The 21457-nt window shown below is 48.2% G+C and carries 20 protein-coding genes; 3 read left to right on the top strand and 17 right to left on the bottom strand.

Features of this window, described 5'->3' with window-relative positions; genetic code table 11:
* The first annotated feature begins 864 nt into the window (after positions 1 to 864).
* Positions 865 to 2322 carry a VCBS repeat-containing protein gene (locus ACGHM3_RS24425; protein ID WP_345420687.1) on the top strand — a complete coding sequence of 486 codons (1458 nt, stop codon included), beginning with the start codon at positions 865 to 867 and terminating at the stop codon, positions 2320 to 2322.
* A gap of 130 nt (positions 2323 to 2452) precedes the next feature.
* On the opposite strand, the gene ACGHM3_RS24420 is transcribed toward ACGHM3_RS24425, so the two are convergent.
* The 3 genes from ACGHM3_RS24420 to ACGHM3_RS24410 form a co-directional block, all read right to left on the bottom strand.
* Complete coding sequence (locus ACGHM3_RS24420) at positions 2453 to 3238, bottom strand: lipase secretion chaperone (RefSeq protein ID WP_345420690.1); 786 nt, start codon at positions 3236 to 3238, stop codon at positions 2453 to 2455.
* Between the two features lie 89 nt (positions 3239 to 3327).
* Entirely contained in the window at positions 3328 to 4221 is an 894-nt protein-coding gene (locus ACGHM3_RS24415; RefSeq protein WP_345420693.1) for an alpha/beta hydrolase, read from the bottom strand.
* Between the two features lie 739 nt (positions 4222 to 4960).
* Positions 4961 to 5857, bottom strand: a complete 897-nt coding sequence (locus tag ACGHM3_RS24410; protein WP_345420696.1) for a LysR substrate-binding domain-containing protein — start codon at positions 5855 to 5857, stop codon at positions 4961 to 4963.
* Between the two features lie 110 nt (positions 5858 to 5967).
* On the opposite strand from ACGHM3_RS24410, the gene ACGHM3_RS24405 reads away from it, so the two are divergent.
* Positions 5968 to 6819 (top strand): SDR family oxidoreductase, encoded by an 852-nt coding sequence (locus tag ACGHM3_RS24405; RefSeq protein ID WP_345420699.1) that lies wholly within the window; start codon positions 5968 to 5970, stop codon positions 6817 to 6819.
* Between the two features lie 158 nt (positions 6820 to 6977).
* Here the strand turns inward: ACGHM3_RS24405 and ACGHM3_RS24400 are convergent, their stop codons facing one another.
* From ACGHM3_RS24400 to ACGHM3_RS24370, 7 genes are all read right to left on the bottom strand, one after another.
* Positions 6978 to 7679, bottom strand: coding sequence for a hypothetical protein (locus ACGHM3_RS24400; protein ID WP_345420702.1), 702 nt, complete (start codon positions 7677 to 7679; stop codon positions 6978 to 6980).
* Between the two features lie 12 nt (positions 7680 to 7691).
* Positions 7692 to 8426 (bottom strand): hypothetical protein, encoded by a 735-nt coding sequence (locus ACGHM3_RS24395; protein ID WP_345420705.1) that lies wholly within the window; start codon positions 8424 to 8426, stop codon positions 7692 to 7694.
* Complete coding sequence (locus tag ACGHM3_RS24390) at positions 8423 to 9163, bottom strand: hypothetical protein (protein ID WP_345420708.1); 741 nt, start codon at positions 9161 to 9163, stop codon at positions 8423 to 8425. The genes ACGHM3_RS24395 and ACGHM3_RS24390 overlap by 4 nt, the downstream gene beginning before the upstream one ends.
* Entirely contained in the window at positions 9160 to 9852 is a 693-nt protein-coding gene (locus ACGHM3_RS24385) for a DUF6090 family protein (RefSeq protein WP_345420712.1), read from the bottom strand. Before ACGHM3_RS24385 ends, ACGHM3_RS24390 begins: the two co-directional genes overlap by 4 nt.
* On the bottom strand, positions 9849 to 10568 hold the full coding sequence (locus ACGHM3_RS24380) for a hypothetical protein (protein ID WP_345420715.1): 720 nt from the start codon (positions 10566 to 10568) through the stop codon (positions 9849 to 9851). Before ACGHM3_RS24380 ends, ACGHM3_RS24385 begins: the two co-directional genes overlap by 4 nt.
* The gene (locus ACGHM3_RS24375) at positions 10565 to 11131 is read right to left on the bottom strand and encodes a hypothetical protein (RefSeq protein ID WP_345420718.1); all 567 of its coding nucleotides are present in this window, start codon (positions 11129 to 11131) and stop codon (positions 10565 to 10567) included. The genes ACGHM3_RS24380 and ACGHM3_RS24375 overlap by 4 nt, the downstream gene beginning before the upstream one ends.
* 324 nt (positions 11132 to 11455) lie before the next feature.
* Positions 11456 to 12097, bottom strand: coding sequence for a hypothetical protein (locus ACGHM3_RS24370; RefSeq protein ID WP_345420721.1), 642 nt, complete (start codon positions 12095 to 12097; stop codon positions 11456 to 11458).
* A gap of 510 nt (positions 12098 to 12607) precedes the next feature.
* On the opposite strand from ACGHM3_RS24370, the gene ACGHM3_RS24365 reads away from it, so the two are divergent.
* Entirely contained in the window at positions 12608 to 12844 is a 237-nt protein-coding gene (locus ACGHM3_RS24365; RefSeq protein WP_345420724.1) for a DUF3303 family protein, read from the top strand.
* An 81-nt stretch (positions 12845 to 12925) separates the two neighbouring features.
* Here ACGHM3_RS24365 and ACGHM3_RS24360 read toward each other — a convergent pair whose 3' ends face one another.
* The 7 genes from ACGHM3_RS24360 to ACGHM3_RS24330 all read right to left on the bottom strand — a co-directional run bounded on the left by ACGHM3_RS24360 (position 12926) and on the right by ACGHM3_RS24330 (position 21456).
* The gene (locus tag ACGHM3_RS24360) at positions 12926 to 14722 is read right to left on the bottom strand and encodes a tetratricopeptide repeat protein (RefSeq protein WP_345420727.1); all 1797 of its coding nucleotides are present in this window, start codon (positions 14720 to 14722) and stop codon (positions 12926 to 12928) included.
* A gap of 84 nt (positions 14723 to 14806) precedes the next feature.
* The gene (locus ACGHM3_RS24355) at positions 14807 to 15391 is read right to left on the bottom strand and encodes a hypothetical protein (RefSeq protein ID WP_390517718.1); all 585 of its coding nucleotides are present in this window, start codon (positions 15389 to 15391) and stop codon (positions 14807 to 14809) included.
* Between the two features lie 8 nt (positions 15392 to 15399).
* A complete protein-coding gene (locus tag ACGHM3_RS24350; protein WP_345420736.1) occupies positions 15400 to 15978 on the bottom strand; it encodes a hypothetical protein in 579 nt (192 codons plus the stop codon).
* 272 nt (positions 15979 to 16250) lie between these two features.
* On the bottom strand, positions 16251 to 17336 hold the full coding sequence (locus tag ACGHM3_RS24345; protein WP_345420739.1) for a TIGR03032 family protein: 1086 nt from the start codon (positions 17334 to 17336) through the stop codon (positions 16251 to 16253).
* Positions 17337 to 17405: 69 nt separating this feature from the next.
* Positions 17406 to 19643 (bottom strand): SdrD B-like domain-containing protein, encoded by a 2238-nt coding sequence (locus tag ACGHM3_RS24340; RefSeq protein ID WP_345420742.1) that lies wholly within the window; start codon positions 19641 to 19643, stop codon positions 17406 to 17408.
* A gap of 750 nt (positions 19644 to 20393) precedes the next feature.
* Entirely contained in the window at positions 20394 to 20750 is a 357-nt protein-coding gene (locus tag ACGHM3_RS24335) for an SDR family oxidoreductase (RefSeq protein WP_345420744.1), read from the bottom strand.
* 349 nt (positions 20751 to 21099) lie between these two features.
* Positions 21100 to 21456: a HAMP domain-containing sensor histidine kinase gene (locus tag ACGHM3_RS24330; RefSeq protein WP_345420747.1), complete on the bottom strand. Its 357-nt coding sequence runs from the start codon at positions 21454 to 21456 to the stop codon at positions 21100 to 21102.
* Between the last annotated feature and the right edge of the window lies 1 nt (position 21457).

Here is a 21457-nt window from a genome sequence, read left to right as displayed (position 1 = left end):
CGCGGGTGGTCTAACCCCGCTGCAACCACAAACCGAAGGTCGGCCAACGGGGCTGTTTGCCGATTCTTCGGGGGAGCTCTGGGTTTATGGTTGCGATGGGTTACTCTACGTTGGTTCGGTAGTCGGGTCGCTTGTACGCCAAGCCACTTGCACGGAAATGGCGAGCTTTCTATCGGCAGCGTGGTTTCGAGGTGAAATCATCCTAGCCTCCGACTACGCGTTGCACCGCTTTAATAATCACCTCGTGCTTCCACTGGAGCCGCATCTGAATATTTAGGTCACCTCGGGCATACCGACGCCGCTTAAGCTCGTCCCGTTTGAACAGGAGCTGCTCTATTTCGACTACAAGCACGGCATCTACCGCTTTGATGGCAACAGAATGGATTGGAACGAGATACCGGCCGGGCTGAAAGATCGTAGCTTTATTGGAGGCCGTGAGCCGCGGCGCCGTAATCGCCTTGTCCGATATAGAATAGGGCCCTTCACGGAATATTCGGATGGGTGCTGGGTATTCTCACACGAGACCGTGTCCAAAAAAACAGTGCTAAAAAATCCAATCGCCAAAAGCTCGCTATGACCCTATCTAAGTAGGTAAGGGGCTTCGGATACTTTGCTTCGAGCATGGACACGCGCTATACCGAAGTTATTCGGCGATTTCCTATCAATACATATATGGGTAAAACGTATTTGGGTGTCTTGATAGGAATCTTGACTATATCCTTTGCGACAGACAGGAAGATTCGCAGTATGCGTATAACGAGATTAATGCCGAATGGCGTATAACGGGATGGCAACCTAAGTGGGACTTCAGTACTAAACAAAGCACTCCAAATAAATAGCGCATGTGTTCTGGCCATATTTTATATGGGAATAAATAAAATAACTGGGTTGGGCGCTCTGCGTTATGCGCAAAAAAATAACTTTCATGCTGTTACTTCAATTATCCTGGAGGAGATTATTATGCGCTCACGTGCAGGTAATGCTGTGGTCTTTGCGAGTGTTTTATTATTTGTCGATGCCTCGTTGGCTGAGGGCGTTTCTACTGAGGTGTTTGAAAAGAGCTCTCATAAAGGATGGCACCCAACATCACTTCCTTTGTACCTGGACAGCACTTTATTGCTGCCTATGGATCCAAATGAGAACTCTGCAGACAGCTTTGATCTTGATCTGGTAGATGTTGATAATGACGGTGACAAAGACATCTTTGTGGCAGAGGGTACCGCGGGCTTTGTGGGTGTTCAAAATAGACTCTTAATAAATTCCGGCGATGGCCTATTCGAAGATGAAACTATTATCCGGTTACCTCAGATAGCAAACAGTAGCGTAGATGTGGATTTTGCGGATATTAATGGCGATGGTTTTGTAGATGCTGTAATCGCCAACGTTGGCCCAACTCAACTGCTGCTGAACGATGGCTATGGCAGCTTTATCGACATTAGCTCGGAAGCCTTACCGCCGCCTCCTTTTAACCCATTGGACGATGTCAGTTTGGAAGTCAATTTCTTCGATCTAGATCAGGATGGCGATAAGGATATTCTCCTTGCTAATGAGCTACCGATCCCAGGGGGTATAGGCGCGCAGAATAGGCTATTCATTAACGATGGTACTGGTCAATTTACTGATGAAACTAACCTAAGGTTGCCCAGTGCGTTGGATCAAACCACCGGTTTTAGTTTCGGCGATATTGATAATGATGGCGATAAAGACCTAGTCTCATCAAATGATGGGCAGAATAAAGTTCTGGTAAACACAGGTGGAGGTTATTTTGTTGATGAAACAGATACTAGGCTCCCGCCGATAAGCGATGCTAGCAGGCATATCGTATTAGCAGATATGGACCGCGACGGCGATAAAGATATATTCGTAACCAACAGCAGAAGTCAGCAAAATAGGTTGTATTTTAATGATGGTCATGGATTTTATACCGACGTTACCGGCACCAATTTACCTAAATTAGCGGATACAAGTATTGATGTGGATATAGTGGATTTGAACCACGACGGCTGGCTAGATGCGGTCATTGCGAACGCAGGCGAGAGATCCGGAGAGCCGCCACACATACTTCTTGGCGAGCAAAACCGCTGTTATATCAATGCGGGCAATGGAATTTTCGTCGATATGACCCATGTGTATTTACCGGAGATTTTAGACCCCAGTTTCGATGCGGAAGTTGGTGATATTGATGGCGATCGTAGGCCAGACCTAGTTTTCGCAAACGCTGGCTTCGGAGGAGCCGAGCAGTTGTATGTAAGTAGCAAAAAAACAGCGAAATTAAACTTGACGTTCAAATACAGCAGGCCTCGACCAAGGCAGCGTAGATAGCGATGCCGTGGGTGTCTTGCCTGCTATTATTAAAAAGCTATACGGTGCAAGACGCCCGTTTCTAAGGCGGCATATTAAACCCAATATATCTTTGCTGGTCTAGCTTCGGCTACGTGTAAGCTCGCTACTTCTATTCCCGCGCGTTGAGTTCTTTATTTGTTTTATTACGCTTATTTATTCCGGAAACTTCATTATATGCAACCTGAAGTTGATTCATGCGCTCCTGTTTCTCTTCTCGGCTAAGAGTGTCGTCGCTCTGAACGATTTGTGAGTCTATGATGTAGTGTGTCATTTGCTCTTCCTGATTAAATAACAGTTGAGCAATTTCTTCTCCTAAGTAGGCTCGTCTAAGCTGTTTGGTTTGTAAAAAATAGGCTTTTAAATCTTCTCCGCTTAGCTCCGGGACCAGTATTTTCTGCTCTGCTTGGCGGTAAGCGAAGTAGTTTCCTACCAATGCCGATGCTTCAGTTGAGACCTTATCGGGCAGCTGCTTTTCCAGTTGAGACTGCAGCTCTGCCAATGTGGCCTCGTTTGATCGACTATCTCTATTTCGGCTGGCGAGGGCATTGTATATTTGGTTAAGATAATTCTTGGAGTGGTCATTCAGCTCGATTTCATCGGAATCATTCAATGGAAATAGCTGAACCGCTTGATCGATAATCTTATCTTGGTTGCTTATTTCTATCGCCTCATCAGTTTCTGCTTCTTTGGAAGCGTCCACAGAAGTTGTTCGCTTATTACGAGCGCTCGCTGGCTGACTAATCACAGATGTACTGGTTTGGTTAGCTATAGACTCCTCTTGTAAACTGACAGCCTGAGGGGCTGGCTTTTGAACTGCACTGTTAAGATGCTTGTTGGAGCCTATGGCAACGGCGATGATAGCAGTAGCGAAAATTATGGTTGTGATATATTTCACTGTTTCTCCTCAGGTTAAATTTCACAACGTAACCAGTGTTGTACATCGGGCCAGGCGATTAAATAACCCGACCCAATACCGACAAAAGCTTAATTAGGAATGTCTTCCTCTTCATACTCTGAAACATCAAAGCGAGGTCGCTCAATAAACGGTGCCCACCGTAAATCGCCATCTAAGTAAGCTTTTTGGAACGCTAAAGCTAGTTCGGCAACGTAGTCATTCGCTTGAGTAGGATAACCCCAGTCGAAATGCCCGGACGATGCGACTTCATAAAAGGCTTTGGGTGTACCCGCGGGAATGCTGTCATAAACGCCATCAGACTGGCCCAAGCCGCCTAAAATAGTGGTGTCCAATGCACCGTTAAAGATCATGGTAGGTATTCGAGTGTTGCGTCCACGGGAATCTGGGTCTAATGAGGTTTGGTTATGGCCTGCAAGCGTCACAGCGGATCTCAATTCTGGATACTCTACAGAATTAATCCAGCTTGCACCACCGCCCATTGACCAGCCGATGACACCAAAACGATTTAGGTCAAGATTTCCCAGTAAAGGGCTATCTCGTCTTGTGTGTTCAAGTTTCATCGCGTCTAACACCTCTGCTTGTTGATCGGAGCGCGAATCTACTTGGTCATAGATTGTTGTCGTGTCCATTAAAACAGTAACTATCCCGTGTGAGGCAAAAAAAGGTCCCCATTCTCTAAAACCGATTTGTTGTGTTAGATATGGAGGACAAAATACCATGACGGAGTAAGGTGGTTTAGCATCTTCAGGGTAATATACAGTTGCGCCACCAGGAGTTGAAAACAGAGGCATGCTGTAGCTGTCGTAACCGTAAGGACCACGCTCGGAATACTTTCCCGGTGCCAGGTCATCTCGGCAGATGGCATCGGACGGGCATGTCGTTTGCGCTTGAGTAGCCGGGCTCATTGTTGCTGCAAATACAGCACATGCCAAGAGAATCTTAAATGGTTGTTTTGTAGCCATTGATATATACCTTTAGAGAGTAATTGCAGCCACCTTTGGAGTGACAGAATTCTAGAAAAATAATTGAACTGCTTTTTACTACCGTTAATTGGGCAGGTAACGTTAGTGATGAAGAGGCTCTATTTCTTGTCTCGGTGAAATTCAACGAAATGAATTTATGAGCCGTGTAGCATGCTAGGTGACGAGTTTTATGGGTGCTTTCACGAATCAGCACTCCATTTAATATTTTGCTAAGTAGGTTTAAATATAATGATGAATGAGTCGTGTTTTTTGTTAATACTCCGTCGCCATTCCATTTAGTATCGGTATTTGCTAGGGCAAGATAAAAGTAATTTCATTTTTTTGTTTTTTTAAAAAATCGCTTAAGCTGTCGCTTCTTGATTCATTCTCATGTGCGGACGTTGATTTATAAGTGGCATTTGGGTGGTACTACTGAAGGGCTCTGCTAGGGCAGAGCGCATGAATATTTATCATAACTAGATTACATATTATTTGGCGGCGATCTCCTCGAAAATACAAGCTATTATCTTTTAAACGAATTTTTTGTGATCTGGTCTTTATTTGTTTAGAGATTATCTGAGTGGAAGATGTGAACAGTGTTAGAGAAAGCTTTAGCTTGGCAAAAGTTGGCTAAGTTGAGCGGGTTGGCGCCACGCAATTATATTAATGGCATTGAAAATCACCAAGTGAAGTGAGTGTGATTGGTGGCAGAGGGCCGACATTGGCGACGCTCTATCTCCTACCCAAATACCTTGGCACCCAATATAAAATCTATTAATGCTCTGGTTCTTGCCGGTACTTGGCGCCGAGAAGGATACACCAGTGAAAATACCACCGATTCACTGGTGACCGACGGAAGAACCTGCACCAAGTTGCCGGATGCTAACTCGGCTTTCACGGTACCGGGCAATAACGCACCGACGCCAAGCCCGGCCAGTACCATTTGTTGCACCATCAATGGGGAATTGCAGCCTGTGTAATGCTGTGGCCTAACAACGATGCTTTTGCCTCTTTGTTGTAAATGCAAAATGGCATTGTGACTGGCTTGGTTTAATACCACCCAGGGCAGTTTTTCTAGTTGGCTGACGGTTTTAAAGGGCCCATGTTGCTCAGCGAAGGTACTACTGGCGAAAAGGCTAAACTTTTCCTCGTGCATAACACGTGCAACCAGAGATTCGTCCCTGGGAATACCTATTCGAATGGCTAAGTCGATCTGCTCGGCGATCATATCCACCCGGGCATCGTCCAACACTAAATCCAATTCCACCTTGGGATAGGCGTTTTTAAAATCGTCCAAGATGGGCAGTAGAAATTTGTGGGCGATGTCGTGGGTCATGGTTATGGCAACCCTGCCGCTGGGTTGAGCCGGGTTTAGTATGGATTCTACCCCTTGTATCACCGGTGCAAGCTGCCGGGCCTGCTCATAGACTTGCTGGCCTTCTAGCGTGATGCTGAGTTGCCGGGTAGACCTCTGTAACAAGCGCACTCCCAAGTCTTCTTCCAATTTGGTGATCTGTTCGCTAACCCGAGATCGGCTACTGTTGAGCATTCTGGCCGCCTTGGCAAAGCTGCCGCACTCCACTACCGTGGCAAAGGTTGCCAGTGGGCGTAAATGAGCGCTGCTGATTGTACTCATAAACCGAACTCCCTATTCCAATTGTACCCACTTATGATGGCTTAAATTGTGGCCCATAATCCCCTGCATATCCAGCAACACAACTGAATAGATAGCAGAGGACAAAAGACATGATTGCAGTTACCGGCGCCAATGGTCAGTTAGGCCAGCTCGTATTGAAGGCATTGCAAGCAAAAACACCGGAGGAAACCATCGTTGGGCTAGTTCGCCAGCAGAAAAACGAGGAAGTAGTAACAAGCCTTGGTGTAGAGGCGCGGCACGCTGATTACAACCAACCTGCCACGGTAAGAGACGCATTAATTGGGGTTACCAAGCTCTTGCTTATCTCTAGTAGTGAAGTTGGAAGCCGGGCAAGCCAGCACAAGGCCGTGATCAATGCAGCCAAAGACAGCGGCGTGGAGCTGCTGGTGTACACCAGCCTTCTGAGGGCAGATACATCGCCCATGATCTTGGCCCAGGAGCATAAAGAAACAGAGCAAATGATTAAGGATTCTGGCATTCAAGCGGTGATATTGCGCAATGGCTGGTATACCGAAAACTACACCCAGGGCGCCGCCACGGCTGTGGCCACTGGTGCTGTGGTGGGTGCCGCCGGTGAAGGCCGCCTTAACACCGCCAGCCGTGTAGATTACGCAGAGGCTGCCGCAGTGGTGCTAACCACCCAGGGCCATGCAGGCAAAACCTATGAGCTAGCCGGCGATGAGGCATACACCCTAGCGGATTTCGCGGCAGAAATCGCCCGCCAAAGCGGCAAGCCGGTGCAGTACCAAAACCAATCCAAAGAGAGCTACCTAGAGTTCTTAACCACGGTGGCGGGCCTACCCCAACCTTTTGCAGAGATTCTGGCGGATTCCGACGCATGCGCTGCCGAAGGCGCTTTGGCAGATAGCAGTAAAACCCTTAGCAAGCTGATTGACAGGCCAGCCACAAGCTTGGCAGAAAGTATTTCAGCCTCGCTGTAGCGTATTTCTTCTAACTGAGACACCTATTTCTTCTAACTGAGACACCCACCTTAAAGTCGGTCCCTGTATTCTTTTCTGTTGGTGTCTTGATTACTTACTTTTGATAACCACCGTGAACCAATCCTGTTTACCAATTGCGAAGGCAAGACGCTGGAGGATCATTGTTCACGCTCCAATGCGTCTAGGACATTGCGTACCGCCGCAAGGTCTTTCTGATGGCGGTCGAGCGCCTGGACGAGATTGATGATAACAAGAAGCAGATCCGGCTTTGCCTGCTTCAGTTTTTCCCAGTCGTAAATAAGACTATTGATCTCATCCCCAGACCCTAGATAGCCTGGCCGATATTGCAGCGCTCGAACCAGCGGCGACTGCGGTTCCTTCACCGCTGCTGACCGATTCTCTACATAAACCCAGAGCGAATTGGTCTGCCCGTATTTCGCGAGTGCGTGCCTAAGTGGGATGGAGCTGAGTTGAGTAAATCCGCCCGAGGCGACGAGTTCGTCAAAGCTCGGCGGCGGCGCTACTTTTGTGCTAACGCCAAACATATTGACGAGTATCCGCTTTACGCGATTGCTATCCTCTGGCGGCTGGTCCATTTCCAGTAGTGTGGCCAGTTCGTCGATATCCGCGAGCATTGCCTGCGCCATGTCGATATAGTCCAGCACCAGTTTTTCCTGCGATATAAAGTCGAGCGTGAGCCGCTCAATAATCCTCTGTTCATCTGCCTTCGCATTCCGCGCTGTATTCCAGTTACCCAACTGGATACCAAGATACACACCAAACACCACGATCAAGGTCTCGATTACGACGGTAAACCAGTCTTGTTTCCGAATGGCATTGGCAAGGCGTTGGAGTATCATTCCACCGCCTCGTCATGCACGATGCCCAGAACCCTGTCGGTATGCGCGTGCAGCACATCCAGTTCCTTTGTCGGTCCTGTCGATGAACATTCTGTACCAGCCATCGTAGGCATCCGCATTGATCGCCAAAAGATTGCGGAAGCTTTGGTCGGCCTGCATCGCTTCGATATCGCACTTGGAGGTCCACCTAACCTGGCCCTGCGTGTCATCCCAGATGGCCCGCAGTGAGAAATAATTAGGAAATAGGTTGGGCAACATATTTGTCCTCGCGCTCAGTTCTGGCAGGCGGTCTTTTTTTCTGGTGCTCAGCTCATGAAAAGATGCGATAGCACTTCGCAGTTCAGGATCAGTGATACTGCTGAGGCGCCCCGTCGAAATCAGTTCACTGACTGCACTCAATTCACCAACGACGTTCAGCAGAACATGTGACGTCGACACGGCATTGCACAACGCGCCTGCTGGCAGTTTATTATCACCATCAAAAAAGGCGGTAAGAAGTGCTTTCATTGTGGTTGGATAGTCATCGACATACCAGAAACCCTCCGGTCCTACTTGGACTTTCGCCGCAATCAACTCACCGTGCAGCTGCATGAGAACCGCTCGCTCAGAGCGCGTCGCTGCGCTGTCGGAGTTCCAGTTACCCAGTTGAATACCAAGATAAACACCAAACACCACAATTAACGTTTCAATAAAAACCGTAAACCAGTCTTGCTTGCGAATGGCGTTGGCAAGGCGTCTGAGGATCATTTGAAGATTCCCCTTTCTCCTTGAACCATGCCTAGAACCTGTCGGGATTTAGCGATACTGTCCTGGTTTGCTCGCACGGAATAATCGAGGAACCAATGGTGGAGCGCTGCATGGCGGCGCAGCAATGTGGCATTTACGCGGATTTCGGCCGATTGCTCTTCGAGTGTAAGTACCGGGAAGAGCTGCGCTGTTTTGTCTTCGTATCGCATCCAGTCGAACTCACTGGCTAGGCTCGTGTCGAAAGGCAAAATCCAGTCGCTGTTCACGCGATAGCTATCGGCCATGTAGTCAAAAAAGGTGCTGAGATTGATCAGCCTTTCGACCAGTTTTTGATTTTGCAGAACAGAAAAGTTACCTGTGGATGACAAGTCCTCATAGGTGCCCCAGATTATGCCGAACCCGATCAACTGAGTGCCTTCACTCAGGTAGCTCCGCGTTGCCGCCACCAGTTCATCTGCTTGAGATTCTGTGTCGTTCAATGCTACCGTAAATCGCTCGATGATCGCCGACTTTTTTAAAGCGCTTTCTTCTAGGCTTTCTGACAAAGCGATCGTTTGGGAGAGATCGGTGGCCAGCCGTTCGAGATAATACTCGCGGCTCAATTCGCCTTGCCTGCTGGCATTCCAATTGGAAACCTGCAGGCCGACAAACACACCCACGACGACGATAATAAAATCTAGAACTACGGCGAACCAGTTCTGGGCTTTGATGTGCTGAGTAAGGCGACGGAGGATCACGGTTGCACTGCCTCGATTTCAGAGAGGATCGCCTTGGCAAGTTCGATTAGGCCCGCCATTTGTTCGGTGAGATGGTATTTTCCGATTTGCAGCACCTGCTGTTCAGCGCGCATCTCCGGAATCAGTTCCCAGTTGTAATCGACGACTTCGGCTAAAGTGTAGGGTTTCGATATCACCGCTTTATGCCGGCCTGTGGTTGGGTCGGAAATGCGATGTAATGCAATCGCCGCAATGTTTCGATGTTCAGCCAACTGTTGTTGAAATTGCGTGAGCTGGCCACGCAGAGTTGCCGATGAAAGCTCAGACAGACGGCCGGAAGAGATAAGCTCCAGCAAGGTTGTAGGCGCCGTCGGCGCATCTTTGAGCCGCCCTGCACGCTGCAGAATATTAATCATCAGGTTGCGGTCATCGGGTTCTTTGCCGGTGGCAATCACCTCCAGCAGCTGGTCCGTCGCCCTGAGGCTGTCTCTCTGTTGCTCGAGCCGAACTTCGGTAATAGCGACGAAATCTTCAAACTGGCTGTGAAGTTGTTCAAGAATGACCGTCTCCTCGCGTGCGGCATTGCTGGCTGCATTCCAGTTGCCGAGCTGAATACCAAGATACACACCGAACACAACGATGAGTGTTTCGATCACCACCGTGAACCAGTCTTGTTTGCGGATGGCGGTGGCTAGGCGTTGTAGGATCACTCCACGGCCTCCAGCGCACTCAGAACAATTCGCACAGCGGCCAGATCTCGCTCATGACGAACCCGGCCCGTTATAAAATACGCAGCCATTCCGACCAACGCCGGGCGCGCAGCCTTGAGCTTTTCCCAGTCATATTCGAACACCACCACCCTGGGCTGCTCTCCAATCGTTTCTGTTACTGCCATAAAGTCTTCCGACAGCCACATCGATTGTGCCAGTGCCGAGTTCGGATCAATCAGCGCCAGCGGTTGCCCCTCGACATAGGCCCAAAGCTCATTGGTCTGACCGTAATTGGACAACGCTGCTCTGAGGCCGGCATCGCTTAGCTGTGAGAATCCTCCCGAAGAGACGAGCTCTTCGTAGCTCGCTGGTGGTGCCTCGCGGGTCAGCGTCCCAGTTAGCCGGTAGAGCAAATCGCTGACGACCTTGGAATCGTCCGGCTCTTCGCCGGCTATAATAAGCCGTTGCAAATCATCCACCGTCTGCAAGAAGCCCTGTGCCATTTCGACCCGGCGAATGAGGATTTCCTCCTGTTTTTGAAAATCTTCGGTCAGCCGCTCGATGATCCGCGCTTCTTCAGCCTTCGCATTCTGCGCCGCGTTAAAGTTGCCAAGCTGAATACCAAGATACACACCGAACACCACGATGAGTGTTTCGATCACCACCGTGAACCAGTCTTGTTTGCGGATGGCGGTGGCGAGGCGTTGCAGAATCATTGCGACTTCCTTTGCAAGGCAATGGATTCAATAATGCGATGGCCGTGACTGGAAGGGGCTTCGATGCTGCTGAGGTCCTGTACTACACAGACTTGGCGGGCCACGATGCGATTATCGAACTCCCAGTTTCCGGCCAGTGCCTTTCTGTCGAGGCGATATTGACTTGGCGCGACGAAGTCGGCGGCAGCCTGCACGATTTGGGCCATTGAACCGTTAGGAAAGTGCGCCAGGATATACGGAATAACAAGTGTGTTGCGTGAGCTAAGGCAGTCTTCCTGCTCGCGGCGCAATCTTCTGACAGTATCATTCCAGCGTGCCAACGCGTCGATGAGTTCAGGCGCCGCAGTTCTCACAAACAGGGCGGAGGACTGCATGGCCTCAGTTGCAGTTTCGCGCATATTGATAGCGTATATAACGATGCTGCTCCATATATTGGAGTAAATCTTATCGTCGGAGATCGATTCGTCTCGCGCTGCCATAAAGGCGCGCAATACTCTGAGGTTTTGCACCTGGCTTTTCATGTAATCGTTAGATTCGGACAATCGATTTATATTTTCGCACATTTCTAATTCGACATTCACGAGTTGCGCAACAAGATTATTATAGACCGCACGTTGGTCATTCCAGTTGGAAGCCAATAAAAACACCGAGAGCAACAATTAAAAAATCAAGAAAAACAGATATCCACTGCTGATTTTTTACATGTTCGATCACTCGGCGGAGAATCATTGTTTAATCTCAATTACCGCTGCCAAAAAATTACGAAAATATGTGATCGGCCCGCGAGACTTATGACGAAGAAATGAAGATTATCATGCACTACTTGTGCATGTTGCAATTATTATTTGAAAACTAACGCTAAAAAATAAGACGCCTACATTATTACGCTAAAGTGAATATGCAGCTGTAGGGCATTGATCAACCTCCTTTATTGGCTGGTTGCCAGAAGAATCGGGCAGGTGCTTAAGCCAACAATCGTCAAAAATAGAGCAGTAACAATAGCTGATGGCCAATTCATTGTTAGCAATTGCCTTTTGGAGAAGTTGGGCCAGTTTGTATTCATCTGTCTGGAATAATAACAGAGTCTCTTTTGGGGCTAGTACCCTATCTTGAACGTCGCTCTTGCCGTAGTTAATACCAAGCTTGGCTGTTTTATCCAGTTGCGCAATAAAAGGCTCCCAGCCACCGATATCCTGGCCCTTGTACTGAACCTCTAACTGCTGCATTTTGGCAGGCCCAACACCAACATTATTCAGCGAAATTCGTACATAGGCGGCCTCGCCGTTGTCGTTATCTCGAGTGATTGCTTGTACGTAAGGCCATACCGATGCGGTGGTTTGCTTGCGTACCGCGTGGGACTCCACTAAGGCTGCGTAGAGTGCAATAACACCGGTGAAAACCGCTGCTACGGATAGAATCGTCTGTATTGAAGCAATTTTTAAGAACCGACTTTCAATCTCTATCATCGACTCTTTTAGATCACGGGTATCAATGGTTTGGTCTTCGTGCTTATTGGCTGAATCAGACATGTGATTGACCGGCCTCCAGTCTGCGGTTCTAGGAAGGGTTGAAATGCAGGACGATAAAAATAGCAAAATAGGCTAGCGTTGCGGCGTCAACAAAACAGATATAACGTAACCTCAAGATTAATATCTGTCGGTAGGTTAAAGCAACAGGCGCATATTTTTATTAATTGGCTGGTTAACTTAGCGGTCAATTAACTTGAGGGTAATGCTGGATTGTTGATTGGGGACCTAAAAGCATGATTGATGTACACAAAATTTCTAGACAAGAACTTCTCCTTGGCAAGACACCCATCTCAGATAACGGAACAATACCAAGGAACAAAACAACCTTTAGCTGCAACCGGGGCAGACTGTAAAAAAACTCAGAACAATGGCGAAATACGATGAGAAACCATGGCGTTTAAAACTGATGACTTGCTGCTCTACAGTGGGACAGACATCTTTTTTAAAGAGACAGGTACTGAATATGCTGGTACTTTATCACACTTGAACACACTTCTGAGGAATTCGGTATTGAAGAAGTACATGGTTGTAGAGCGGTTTAAAGAAGGATGTTTAGAGGCCAATTATGAAAGGTACGACGCCAAGGGTCGGATGTTTCCCAGCGGGCTTTACTACCTTAACTCTTGGGTAAATAAAGAGCTCAATATCTGCTACCAGTTGATGGAGTCCAATGACATAGATCTTTTCTATCAGTGGTTTAAGAACTGGGAAGATTTCGTCGATTTCGAGCTAGTGCCACTGGATTAATTATCACCTATCAACAAACTGAAATGACTGGGTAATTGGTGAGTCAAAGCGGTGTTCCTGGACGCAGAGATCGGGTTCAATTTAAGTTTGCTTCCGAAGCACGCGATCCGCATAGCATTGAAAATCGTCTTCCCCTTTTGCCTCACAAAAATACGGAAAGCCACGAGCTTGCCAGAGCTTTAACACGCCGCTATCGCGCACCGCTTGTTGCCAGGTTGGATTCTGAAATGCAATTTCGTAACTGTCGTTGGTGAGCATGAACAGCTTTAGTTCTACATCATCTTTCAACCAAAGCGCTTCAAGTTTTTTTACGGCTGGCGCCGGTTCATTTAATTGTTTAATCAGCGACTCTGAAGTATAGGCCAATACCGGGTCACCTTCGATTTTTACGTACTCATCCGGTGTTAGGTCGCCAGCAGCCAACTTGCGCAGATTGGCCATGCTCGCCAGGTTTTGCTCACGCTCGCTCTCGGAATAATTTGGGCTGTTTTTAAACACTCGTTCAATCAGGTCGTTGGCGTCCTGATACCGACCCAAAACAATGAAGAGACGGGCTAAATTAAAGTAAGGGAAGGTGATGCGGTATTCCGTATCTCGATCGATATGATTACTCCACACAGCCATGGCGTCGTCATACCTGCCCTGTACGGCTAACGACCAGCCCAACGAATTTTGCTCTATCGCATTTAGCGGGTCCACCGCCACAGAAGCCCGGGCGACTTTTTCGGCTTCGTCAAAATAACCCACTTGAATCAAGGTTTGCGCCCAAGGGCCTAACACAACTATGTTCGCGCCTAAGGCACTTATTCGGTCATAGTATTCGAACGCCCGCACATAATCGTGCCTCTGAGTATAAGCTTCTCCCAGCACGCTTAGGGCTTGCACATTCTCCGGGTCAATCGCCAACGCACGACGAGCCATCTGTTCTGCAGCGTCTAGCGCAGATGCCCACAATTCGCTGTTGTCATATCTATACCCAGTAACGTACCAAGGGTAAGTCTCCAAGATCAGCCCCATCTCCGCCCAGGCGTCGGCAAAGTTTGGGTCTCTGGCAATGGCATCCGCCAATAAATTTCGCGCCTTACGCAAATTGTCTTCGCCACGCTGGCGATAGAGTTCGTGTGCCTTGAGGTAGTTATCGTAGGCGATGGGATCATCGGTACGTGAACCCACTAGAGATTGGCCCGCAGCGATACCCAGTGATTTCGCCATGGCATCGGCCACGTTTTTGGCGATGTCATCTTGAATGGCAAAGATATCGGTTAATTCCCGGTCGTAGGTTTCCGACCACACATGAAAGCCATCATTGGAGCGAATTAACTGGGCGGTTATGCGCAACCGAGCGCCAGCTTTGCGCACGCTGCCCTCCAAAACATGGTCAACATTGAGCGCCGCACCTATGTCCCGTAGATCTTGATTTTTACCTTTAAATGAGAAGCTAGAGGTACGACCGGCTACTTTCAGCTTCGGAATGCGCACTAAAACATTGAGGATTTCTTCAGAAATGCCATCAGAAAAATATTCCTGGTCGCCATCTGGCGAGAGATCTACGAAGGGAAGCACTGCGATAGAATCGCCGCCTACGCCCGCGGCGGGCCCATTGCCGGAATAATTAGTGGCGGAATTGGTTGTGACCGAAGAATCGGAAGCCGTAAACTGCTGGTAACCAAACAGCGCGACAATTAGCCCGATTCCAACCAAGATAGCAATTTCGAGCTTTTTGCCTGTCTCTTTATGGATGCTTTCGCCATCAGCGACGGACTCGGTCAGCTTAACACCTTCGGGCGTCAGCTCAAACGCCCAAGCAAAAATCAGCGCGACAGGAAAGCCGAGTAAAATTAAGCCAATAAATACCTTTAGCGGTTCTTGCCAAGACACCCACTAACAGGTTCTTGCCAAGACGCCCACTAAGGCGTGGGTGTCTTGATAGCTTCTGAAGCTTCTGATGTTTTTGTCGGGACGCTACTCCCCCGGCGCTCGAGATACCGTAGAGCGCGCTTTAGGCTGGTTTAGCTCGGCAATCTTATTTTTAAACTCATCTACGCTGACATCTTTTCCAGCGCGCGCTTCCTGGCCTGCCCACTCTACAAGCTCGCTGTTTACCCTATGTGCGCCCTGGATGCAGTAAGGTTCCTCCCGCACCCAGACAGAAGGAGCTCCAAAGCTAGACCCTGTTAAGAATTGGCACTTCTGGTAATGTGCCGAATCTAGCCAACGATTTTGGTGCCAACCATAAACACCCCATACCAATAGAAACAGAGGTAGGCTGAAAACGATAAACCTTAACCCGCTTGTAGTTTCTTTATCCGACAACTTTCCTTGCCATCGCCTGATAAAACCCGCCAGTAAAACAAAAATGGTCGGCACAAAAACTAGCATTGGGATAACTGCAGAGTCCAAACTGACAGCTGCAGCCTGTAGTTTAATCAATTTTAGTGCGGATAATTCCTTGAACAGACGAAAGTAATAGCCAACCAATAAACCGACAAAAACGGTTACAAGTAATGCTATACCTAGCTTTGAAGGACTATCATTTGAGTTAGGCATTACGATTTTTAACGACGTGCAGAGCTTAATCCAACTCTGGGAATACCAAACAATCGATGGAGAAATCCCAGAGGATCTGACTTATACTCTTTTTCCACTCTGTTGATTTCTCTGCGAGTAGATTCCAATTCAGATCTGATGCCAGCTTCCAAGGTCTCTAGACTGTTGGCCATTATATCGGCGAGAGATTCGGTATCAATTGTTCTGGAAATAAAAAAAGTAGCAAGTGTGCCGACTGCAACGATAGCAAGAAGTGGACCGACGGCCACCATTGCAGACGCACCGCCTACATATGTTCCGACTGCTCCCCAAGCGATACCAGAAGATACTGCGGCGACTGCTACATCTACTGCTACCCCCCCGACGAAATCATGCCAGGTACGTTGATCATCTAGAAGTTGATCAACCGAGTGAAAGCCAGCCGATATTAAAATGCTAACGACAAAGCCTCCACTAACTACGCTTTTAACGCCCTGTTTACCAATACCCATTGATACGATTTTGGGATTATTAGCTTGGTAGCGTGTTCCTTTCAAATCCTCTCTGAGGCCAGCATAGCCCTCAATGTCTCTAGTTAAGACACCCACCTTAAGTTCTTTCTAGTTGAGACACCCACCTTAAATTAAAGTATTGCTTTTTTGTATGGGTGTCTTGGTTAGGCTAGGAATGCCGGGGTATTTTGTCGCCGGCTGGGATAGTAAAGGTAATAGCCCGGAGACTCGGCGCACCAGTCGTCAAGTACTCGGACTAGACGGCCTACTAATCGAGACACCTACTCTAAGCAAATTTATCTTTTGAGTGGATGTCTCAGCAAGATGTTTTTTGAGTGGGTGTGCCAGTAAGACTTCATTGTAGTTTCTTAGTATGACGGCGACACCTTGGCCAAGGCCTCTTCAGGAATAACGTAAGAGCTATTGACCTTGGGGTCGTCCCATTCCAGCAGTTCCGGGAATCGGCTGTGGGGAATAATTTGCACGTCGAAGATCTCTTCTACCCCAGATTCAAAGCGCAGAAATCCCAGCGTTTGTCCGGTTTCAACGTGTACCACCCATACTCCACAAGTGCGTTCTTCTGTTTCTGCCACAAGGGGTATGGCTCCAAAAGAAGCGCTTTCTCGCACTTGAGATAATCCTATGAAAGCCAAGGGACCATAAAAATCTAAACCACGAGTAAAGCCGCTTAAATTGGCCACAGCGCTACTGGCGCCGCTGTTAATATCGACTTTCGTTAAAGCTCCTTTACCGGATTCAAGTAACCATAAACAATCCTGATGCCAACGCGGCGAGTGTGGCATTGACAGGCCTGCCAGTAAGGTCTGGTTGGTTTCAATATCGATTAATACGCCACCCTTTGCCAGACCATCGCGCCAACCCTGTGCTGTGTCACTTTTGCCTAATGCCGTTACATACTTGGGTTTACCATTAACCAGTGCCATACCATTTAAGTGGCAACGGTCTTCCGGTGCTAACGCAGATATAAAGCTGGGGCGCCAACGAGGGGTGAAGCTATGCTCTGTATCGATGGTGCACAAACAATCGAACCGAGTATTCACTAACCAGAGTTGGTTATCTTCGCTCCACGCCATCTCGTGTACGTCAATATCCCCTGTGATGTGGCTGCTGCTGGGTAGGTAACAGGCATCGTGCTTGCCAGACGGTTCTAGCTTGGCGGCTACAGCGGGTAGGTTGCGGTATTCCCACACGGTATTGGTACCGCCAATACACAAGCGGTTATCCTTGACAGCGATGCCCATGGGTTTGGCGAAATTACGAAAATGCGTATTTATAGCGTTTGTCGTTTGGTCGTGCCGTACCAAAATGACTTTACCAGCCTGGTAGGTTGAAACAACCAAGCTGATATTGAGCTGCTTAAAGATGTCCAGCAGCGTTGATGTAAAAACACTGCGCAATGGCTGAGTGCCTAGGTCCGATGCCGAATTCGCCATAGTAATTTACGCAGTGCTTAGCCGTGAGTTATTGAGCCTTGGGCGCTATTGATATAACTATCGTCGAGGCTAATTTTCTAAGCCAGAGGGAACCAGCCCGGCATCTAATGCCAGCCTTTCTCGTCCTTCCGGCATGGCTCGGCATTTATCTCTGCCGGTGTTTGGGTCTGCGTTACTATCACGGTCATAGTCGCCAGCGGCAATAGGCGGGCTGAAGGTAAAGCCATCGGGAGCGACGAACTCTAAACGATAATTTTTGACCGGCAGTCGATCAAACATAAAGCCACCATTGGCGTCTGTGAATGTGCTCAACCATGTGGTGGGGTTGCAATCGATATGCAATCGCACGGTTACGCCGGCTAGGCCGGGTTCGGTGGCGTCCTGTGTGCCGTCACCGTTGTCGTCACTCCAAACGTAGTTGCCCATGATACCACTGCCATCCGCGAGGCTCGGTACTAGCCCAGCATCCAAGGCCAGGCGGCTTTGTCCAGTGCTCAGCGAGCGGCATTGGTCCAGCCCGGTTGCTGGGTCGGCATTGCTGTCTATACGGTAGTCGCCGGCGGCAATATAGGGGCTAAAACTATAGCCATCAGGCTTGATAAATTCCAACTGGTAGGTTCCCACGCCTAAGCCATCGAATTGGAAGTCACCGTTACTATTTGTAATAGCGGTGAGGGTATTATTGGCGTCACAGTTAATCCGTAATTTCACGGCTACACCCGCTAAGCCTGGTTCGTTCGTGTCTTGCACGCCGTTGCCGTTAATATCTCGCCACACGCGGTCGCCAATTACACCCGTTGACGTACTAGAACCGGCGAGTTCAAAAGCACCCATGTCGCAGGTAGCCAGATTATCGCTATCGCCATCCTGCGGCCTGACTATACCGCGTTGGTCTGTGTTTAAGCAGCTAAGGTTTTCGCCCTGGTCTATGGCAGGGCTACCGCTCAGCAGCTCGTGGGTGAGCGTGGTACCGCCATTGTCTTGCAACGTACCCAGCATCGGGGCTACGCCAATAATATTTGAGCCGGGGCTCGGTTCCACAAGTGTGGCAGTGCCTGGGTTTTGTATCAGCGAATGGTGTACGGTATAGGTGCCGGTGCCTAATAGGTCATCACCGCTGCCGTTTTCTGCAACAACGGAATTTTCCAGCACAATTTCTCGGCTGTTAGAGGCAGACGTAAGGTCATTGATACCGCCCAAATCGTTACCCGTGATAGTGCTATTAGTTATGTGGCTACTCTCATAGGCATAGGTCAAATCAAATTGGACCCCCGGCCCATTGTGGTTACCGGAGATGGTGGCATTTTCAAGAATGATTTCATTATAAATAGCATCCATCGTCACACCACCAGCGCTGTTATCGGAAATGGTGCTATCTAAAATGTGTGCACTGGCTCGGGCTACGTATAAACCCACGGGTGGAGGGCTATAGACACCCGCACCGCCGTTGCTAGCCACCGTTGAGTTTTCTAAGGTCAGCTTCCCAATATCAAAAAGCTGTACACCATGGGACAGATTGCTGGTTATTGTCGTTTCCGAGACTGAAAGTACGCCGGGGGTGTAGTAATCAGCTGCCGCTCCTAATCCTGTGCTATTGCCGCTGACAACGCTATCGATGACATCCACTTGGGCAGCGACACTCACTACTCCGTAGCCTGTATTGTCAACGATGCTGGTTCTTTCCAGAGTTGCTTGATCGCTATCGATGACATCCACTTGGGCAGCGACACTCACTACTCCGTAGCCTGTATTGTCAACGATGCTGGTTCTTTCCAGAGTTGCTTGATGATAGCCAGAGTTACGACTACCACTAACAAGTACGCCGTACTCTTCGTTATTGGTGATAACTGTATCGGTAACCGCGAGTGAGGCAGACCAAGTATACGCCGATAGATAGATGCCCGTGTCAGAGCTGCCAGTGATAACACTGTCTGCCACCGTAAGCTCCACATCGCCATATGAATCCGCATCGATGGCTGTTACACCATTAGCCAGTGTTAAGCTAGAGATGCTTACTGTATATGGATTAGATATTGAGCCGCCAGGTACATCGAATATATCGAAACTGTGCCCAGCATTAATAGTGAGATTTTGAGCGCCTGGCCCGGTAATTATGAGTGCATCGCGGATCTCAATTGGGCCACTGGTCAAAGCAATTGTGTTACCAATCGAGGAATCAAAAATGATTTCATCTGGCGTTGGATTGATATTGGCATCCAATACGGCTTGGCGCAGGCTGCCCGGACCCGAGTCGTTGGTGTTGCTGACTTGAAATGTTGCGGCGCTGGCCATACTAGAACTCATCATCAGTAATGCTAAGCTGGTGGCCGGTGTTGCAGGTTTGACAGTACATTTGACGTATTGGCTTATCGCGTGGACTATTGGATGAAGGACAAACCTAGGTTTTATTCTATTGCCGTGCGAATTGGGTGTATTTATTCTTCTAAGGCGGCGTCTTCTCATGTGTGAACTCCTGCTCACTTCGTGAGTTATATTGTTTATTTCTTTGAGTTATTTAGTGCTTGTCTTTATCGCGGTGACTTACACCAGATAAATAGACAAGCGTTATCCGTGTTTGCAGTGAGGTAAATGGCGCAAAAGATTGTAACGTATTTCGGGCTTACGAATACGATTTGTGTACGAAATAAATTAGATGTATCTTTCTACCTTAAATCTATGACCTAAAAGTCACAATTGGCTCGAGAGTCAACTAAAGGTAAGGGGGTCATAAAAAACGTACTAATTTGCACAAAGTGTGCAATGGCTATTTTTTTATGGTTGGTTATACAAATACATTGTATTCGACGTTGGGTCACTATCTTTGACTCTGACTAAGCATGGTCAATGAACTGTTCGGTTAGTTAATCTTTTTCGCGATTTTAGTATCGGCTACGTTAAATAAAAGCAGGTTTGTATAGAATTGAATTCCAGACGACAGAAAAAGCAACCCGCAGTAAGGCAAGCACCGTTGAGAAAATATTTTGTTATGGGTGTCTCGCCAAGAGAGATCTCGCTAAGTGATAGGCAAACCCACAAGCTTTCGGCCTTCGTCTGTTTTTATTGAAAAATCGGTTCCAGCGAATGCGCCGCTTCCGTCGCCGCATAAAATGCGACTGCTTCTGCCGTCCAGTGAGGAGGTATATGGCTGACCCAGTCTAAATCACTTACAGCATTTATTTTTGCGTCGCGTATCGTTGCCATAAAGTCAGTGGCTACAGTGCCCTGCGATAAACCCACTACACGAATATTGTGCTGATGTAATTCTCTGTGAGCTATCTCGGTTAATTTCTTTGCTGCAGCTTGGGTGGAGCAATAATGGCTCCAGCCAACTAACGCGCGATTGGCTGCACCAGAACTAATATTAACAACAATCCTCCCGCCGTCGTCTCGCATGTGGGGCAACGCTGCCCGCATACAATAATATACACCCTTAAAATTGATATCCGCTGCCTGGGACCATTTTATAGCAGTTTATTAAGACATCCACCTGAACGAATTAAAGCGAAAGCCTATCGCTACAGCATTGGTCAACCTCCTGAATGGCTTGATCTCCCAAAGAAATGGGTAGCGGCTTAAGCCAACAGTCGTAAAATATTGAACAGTAACAATAGCTGATGGCCAATTCATTGTTAGCAATCGCCTTTTGGAGAGTCGCCTAGGCAAGACGCCTAGACAATGCACCCAGTCTAAATCTAGTTAAATTCTCTTTTTGTGAAGGTGTCTTGTTTTGATGGTGCGGCTTAGGAGTCTATCTATAACTTACTTAGAAGCTTTGCACTTTGAACTTTAAAAGGAACTGAACACCCTCGTTTTCTTCACTATGGCATTCTATGGAGCCGCCCAGTGGGCCGGTAACAATGTTGTAGATTATGTTTAATCCCAATCCGGTTCCTCCCCGGTTACGGCGAGTGGTGAAAAATGGGTCAAAAATCATGGGTAGATTCTTCTGGCTGATACCGCGGCCGTTATCTTTGTAATCGATCTGTACTTCGTCGTCTGCTGTTCTGCTAACGTCTATACTGATAGCTCCCCCAAGGGCGTCACTGAAGCCAGAGTACAATCGAGACACCCATAGCAGCGATAAAGGAAAGGGAGCGAACCCCTGGACAGAGAAATGCATG

This window comes from Halioxenophilus aromaticivorans (assembly GCF_042850945.1).
Taxonomy (GTDB): domain Bacteria; phylum Pseudomonadota; class Gammaproteobacteria; order Pseudomonadales; family Cellvibrionaceae; genus Halioxenophilus; species Halioxenophilus aromaticivorans.
Note: the sequence above shows the minus strand (reverse complement) of the source record. Positions and strands in the feature narration are given on the sequence as shown.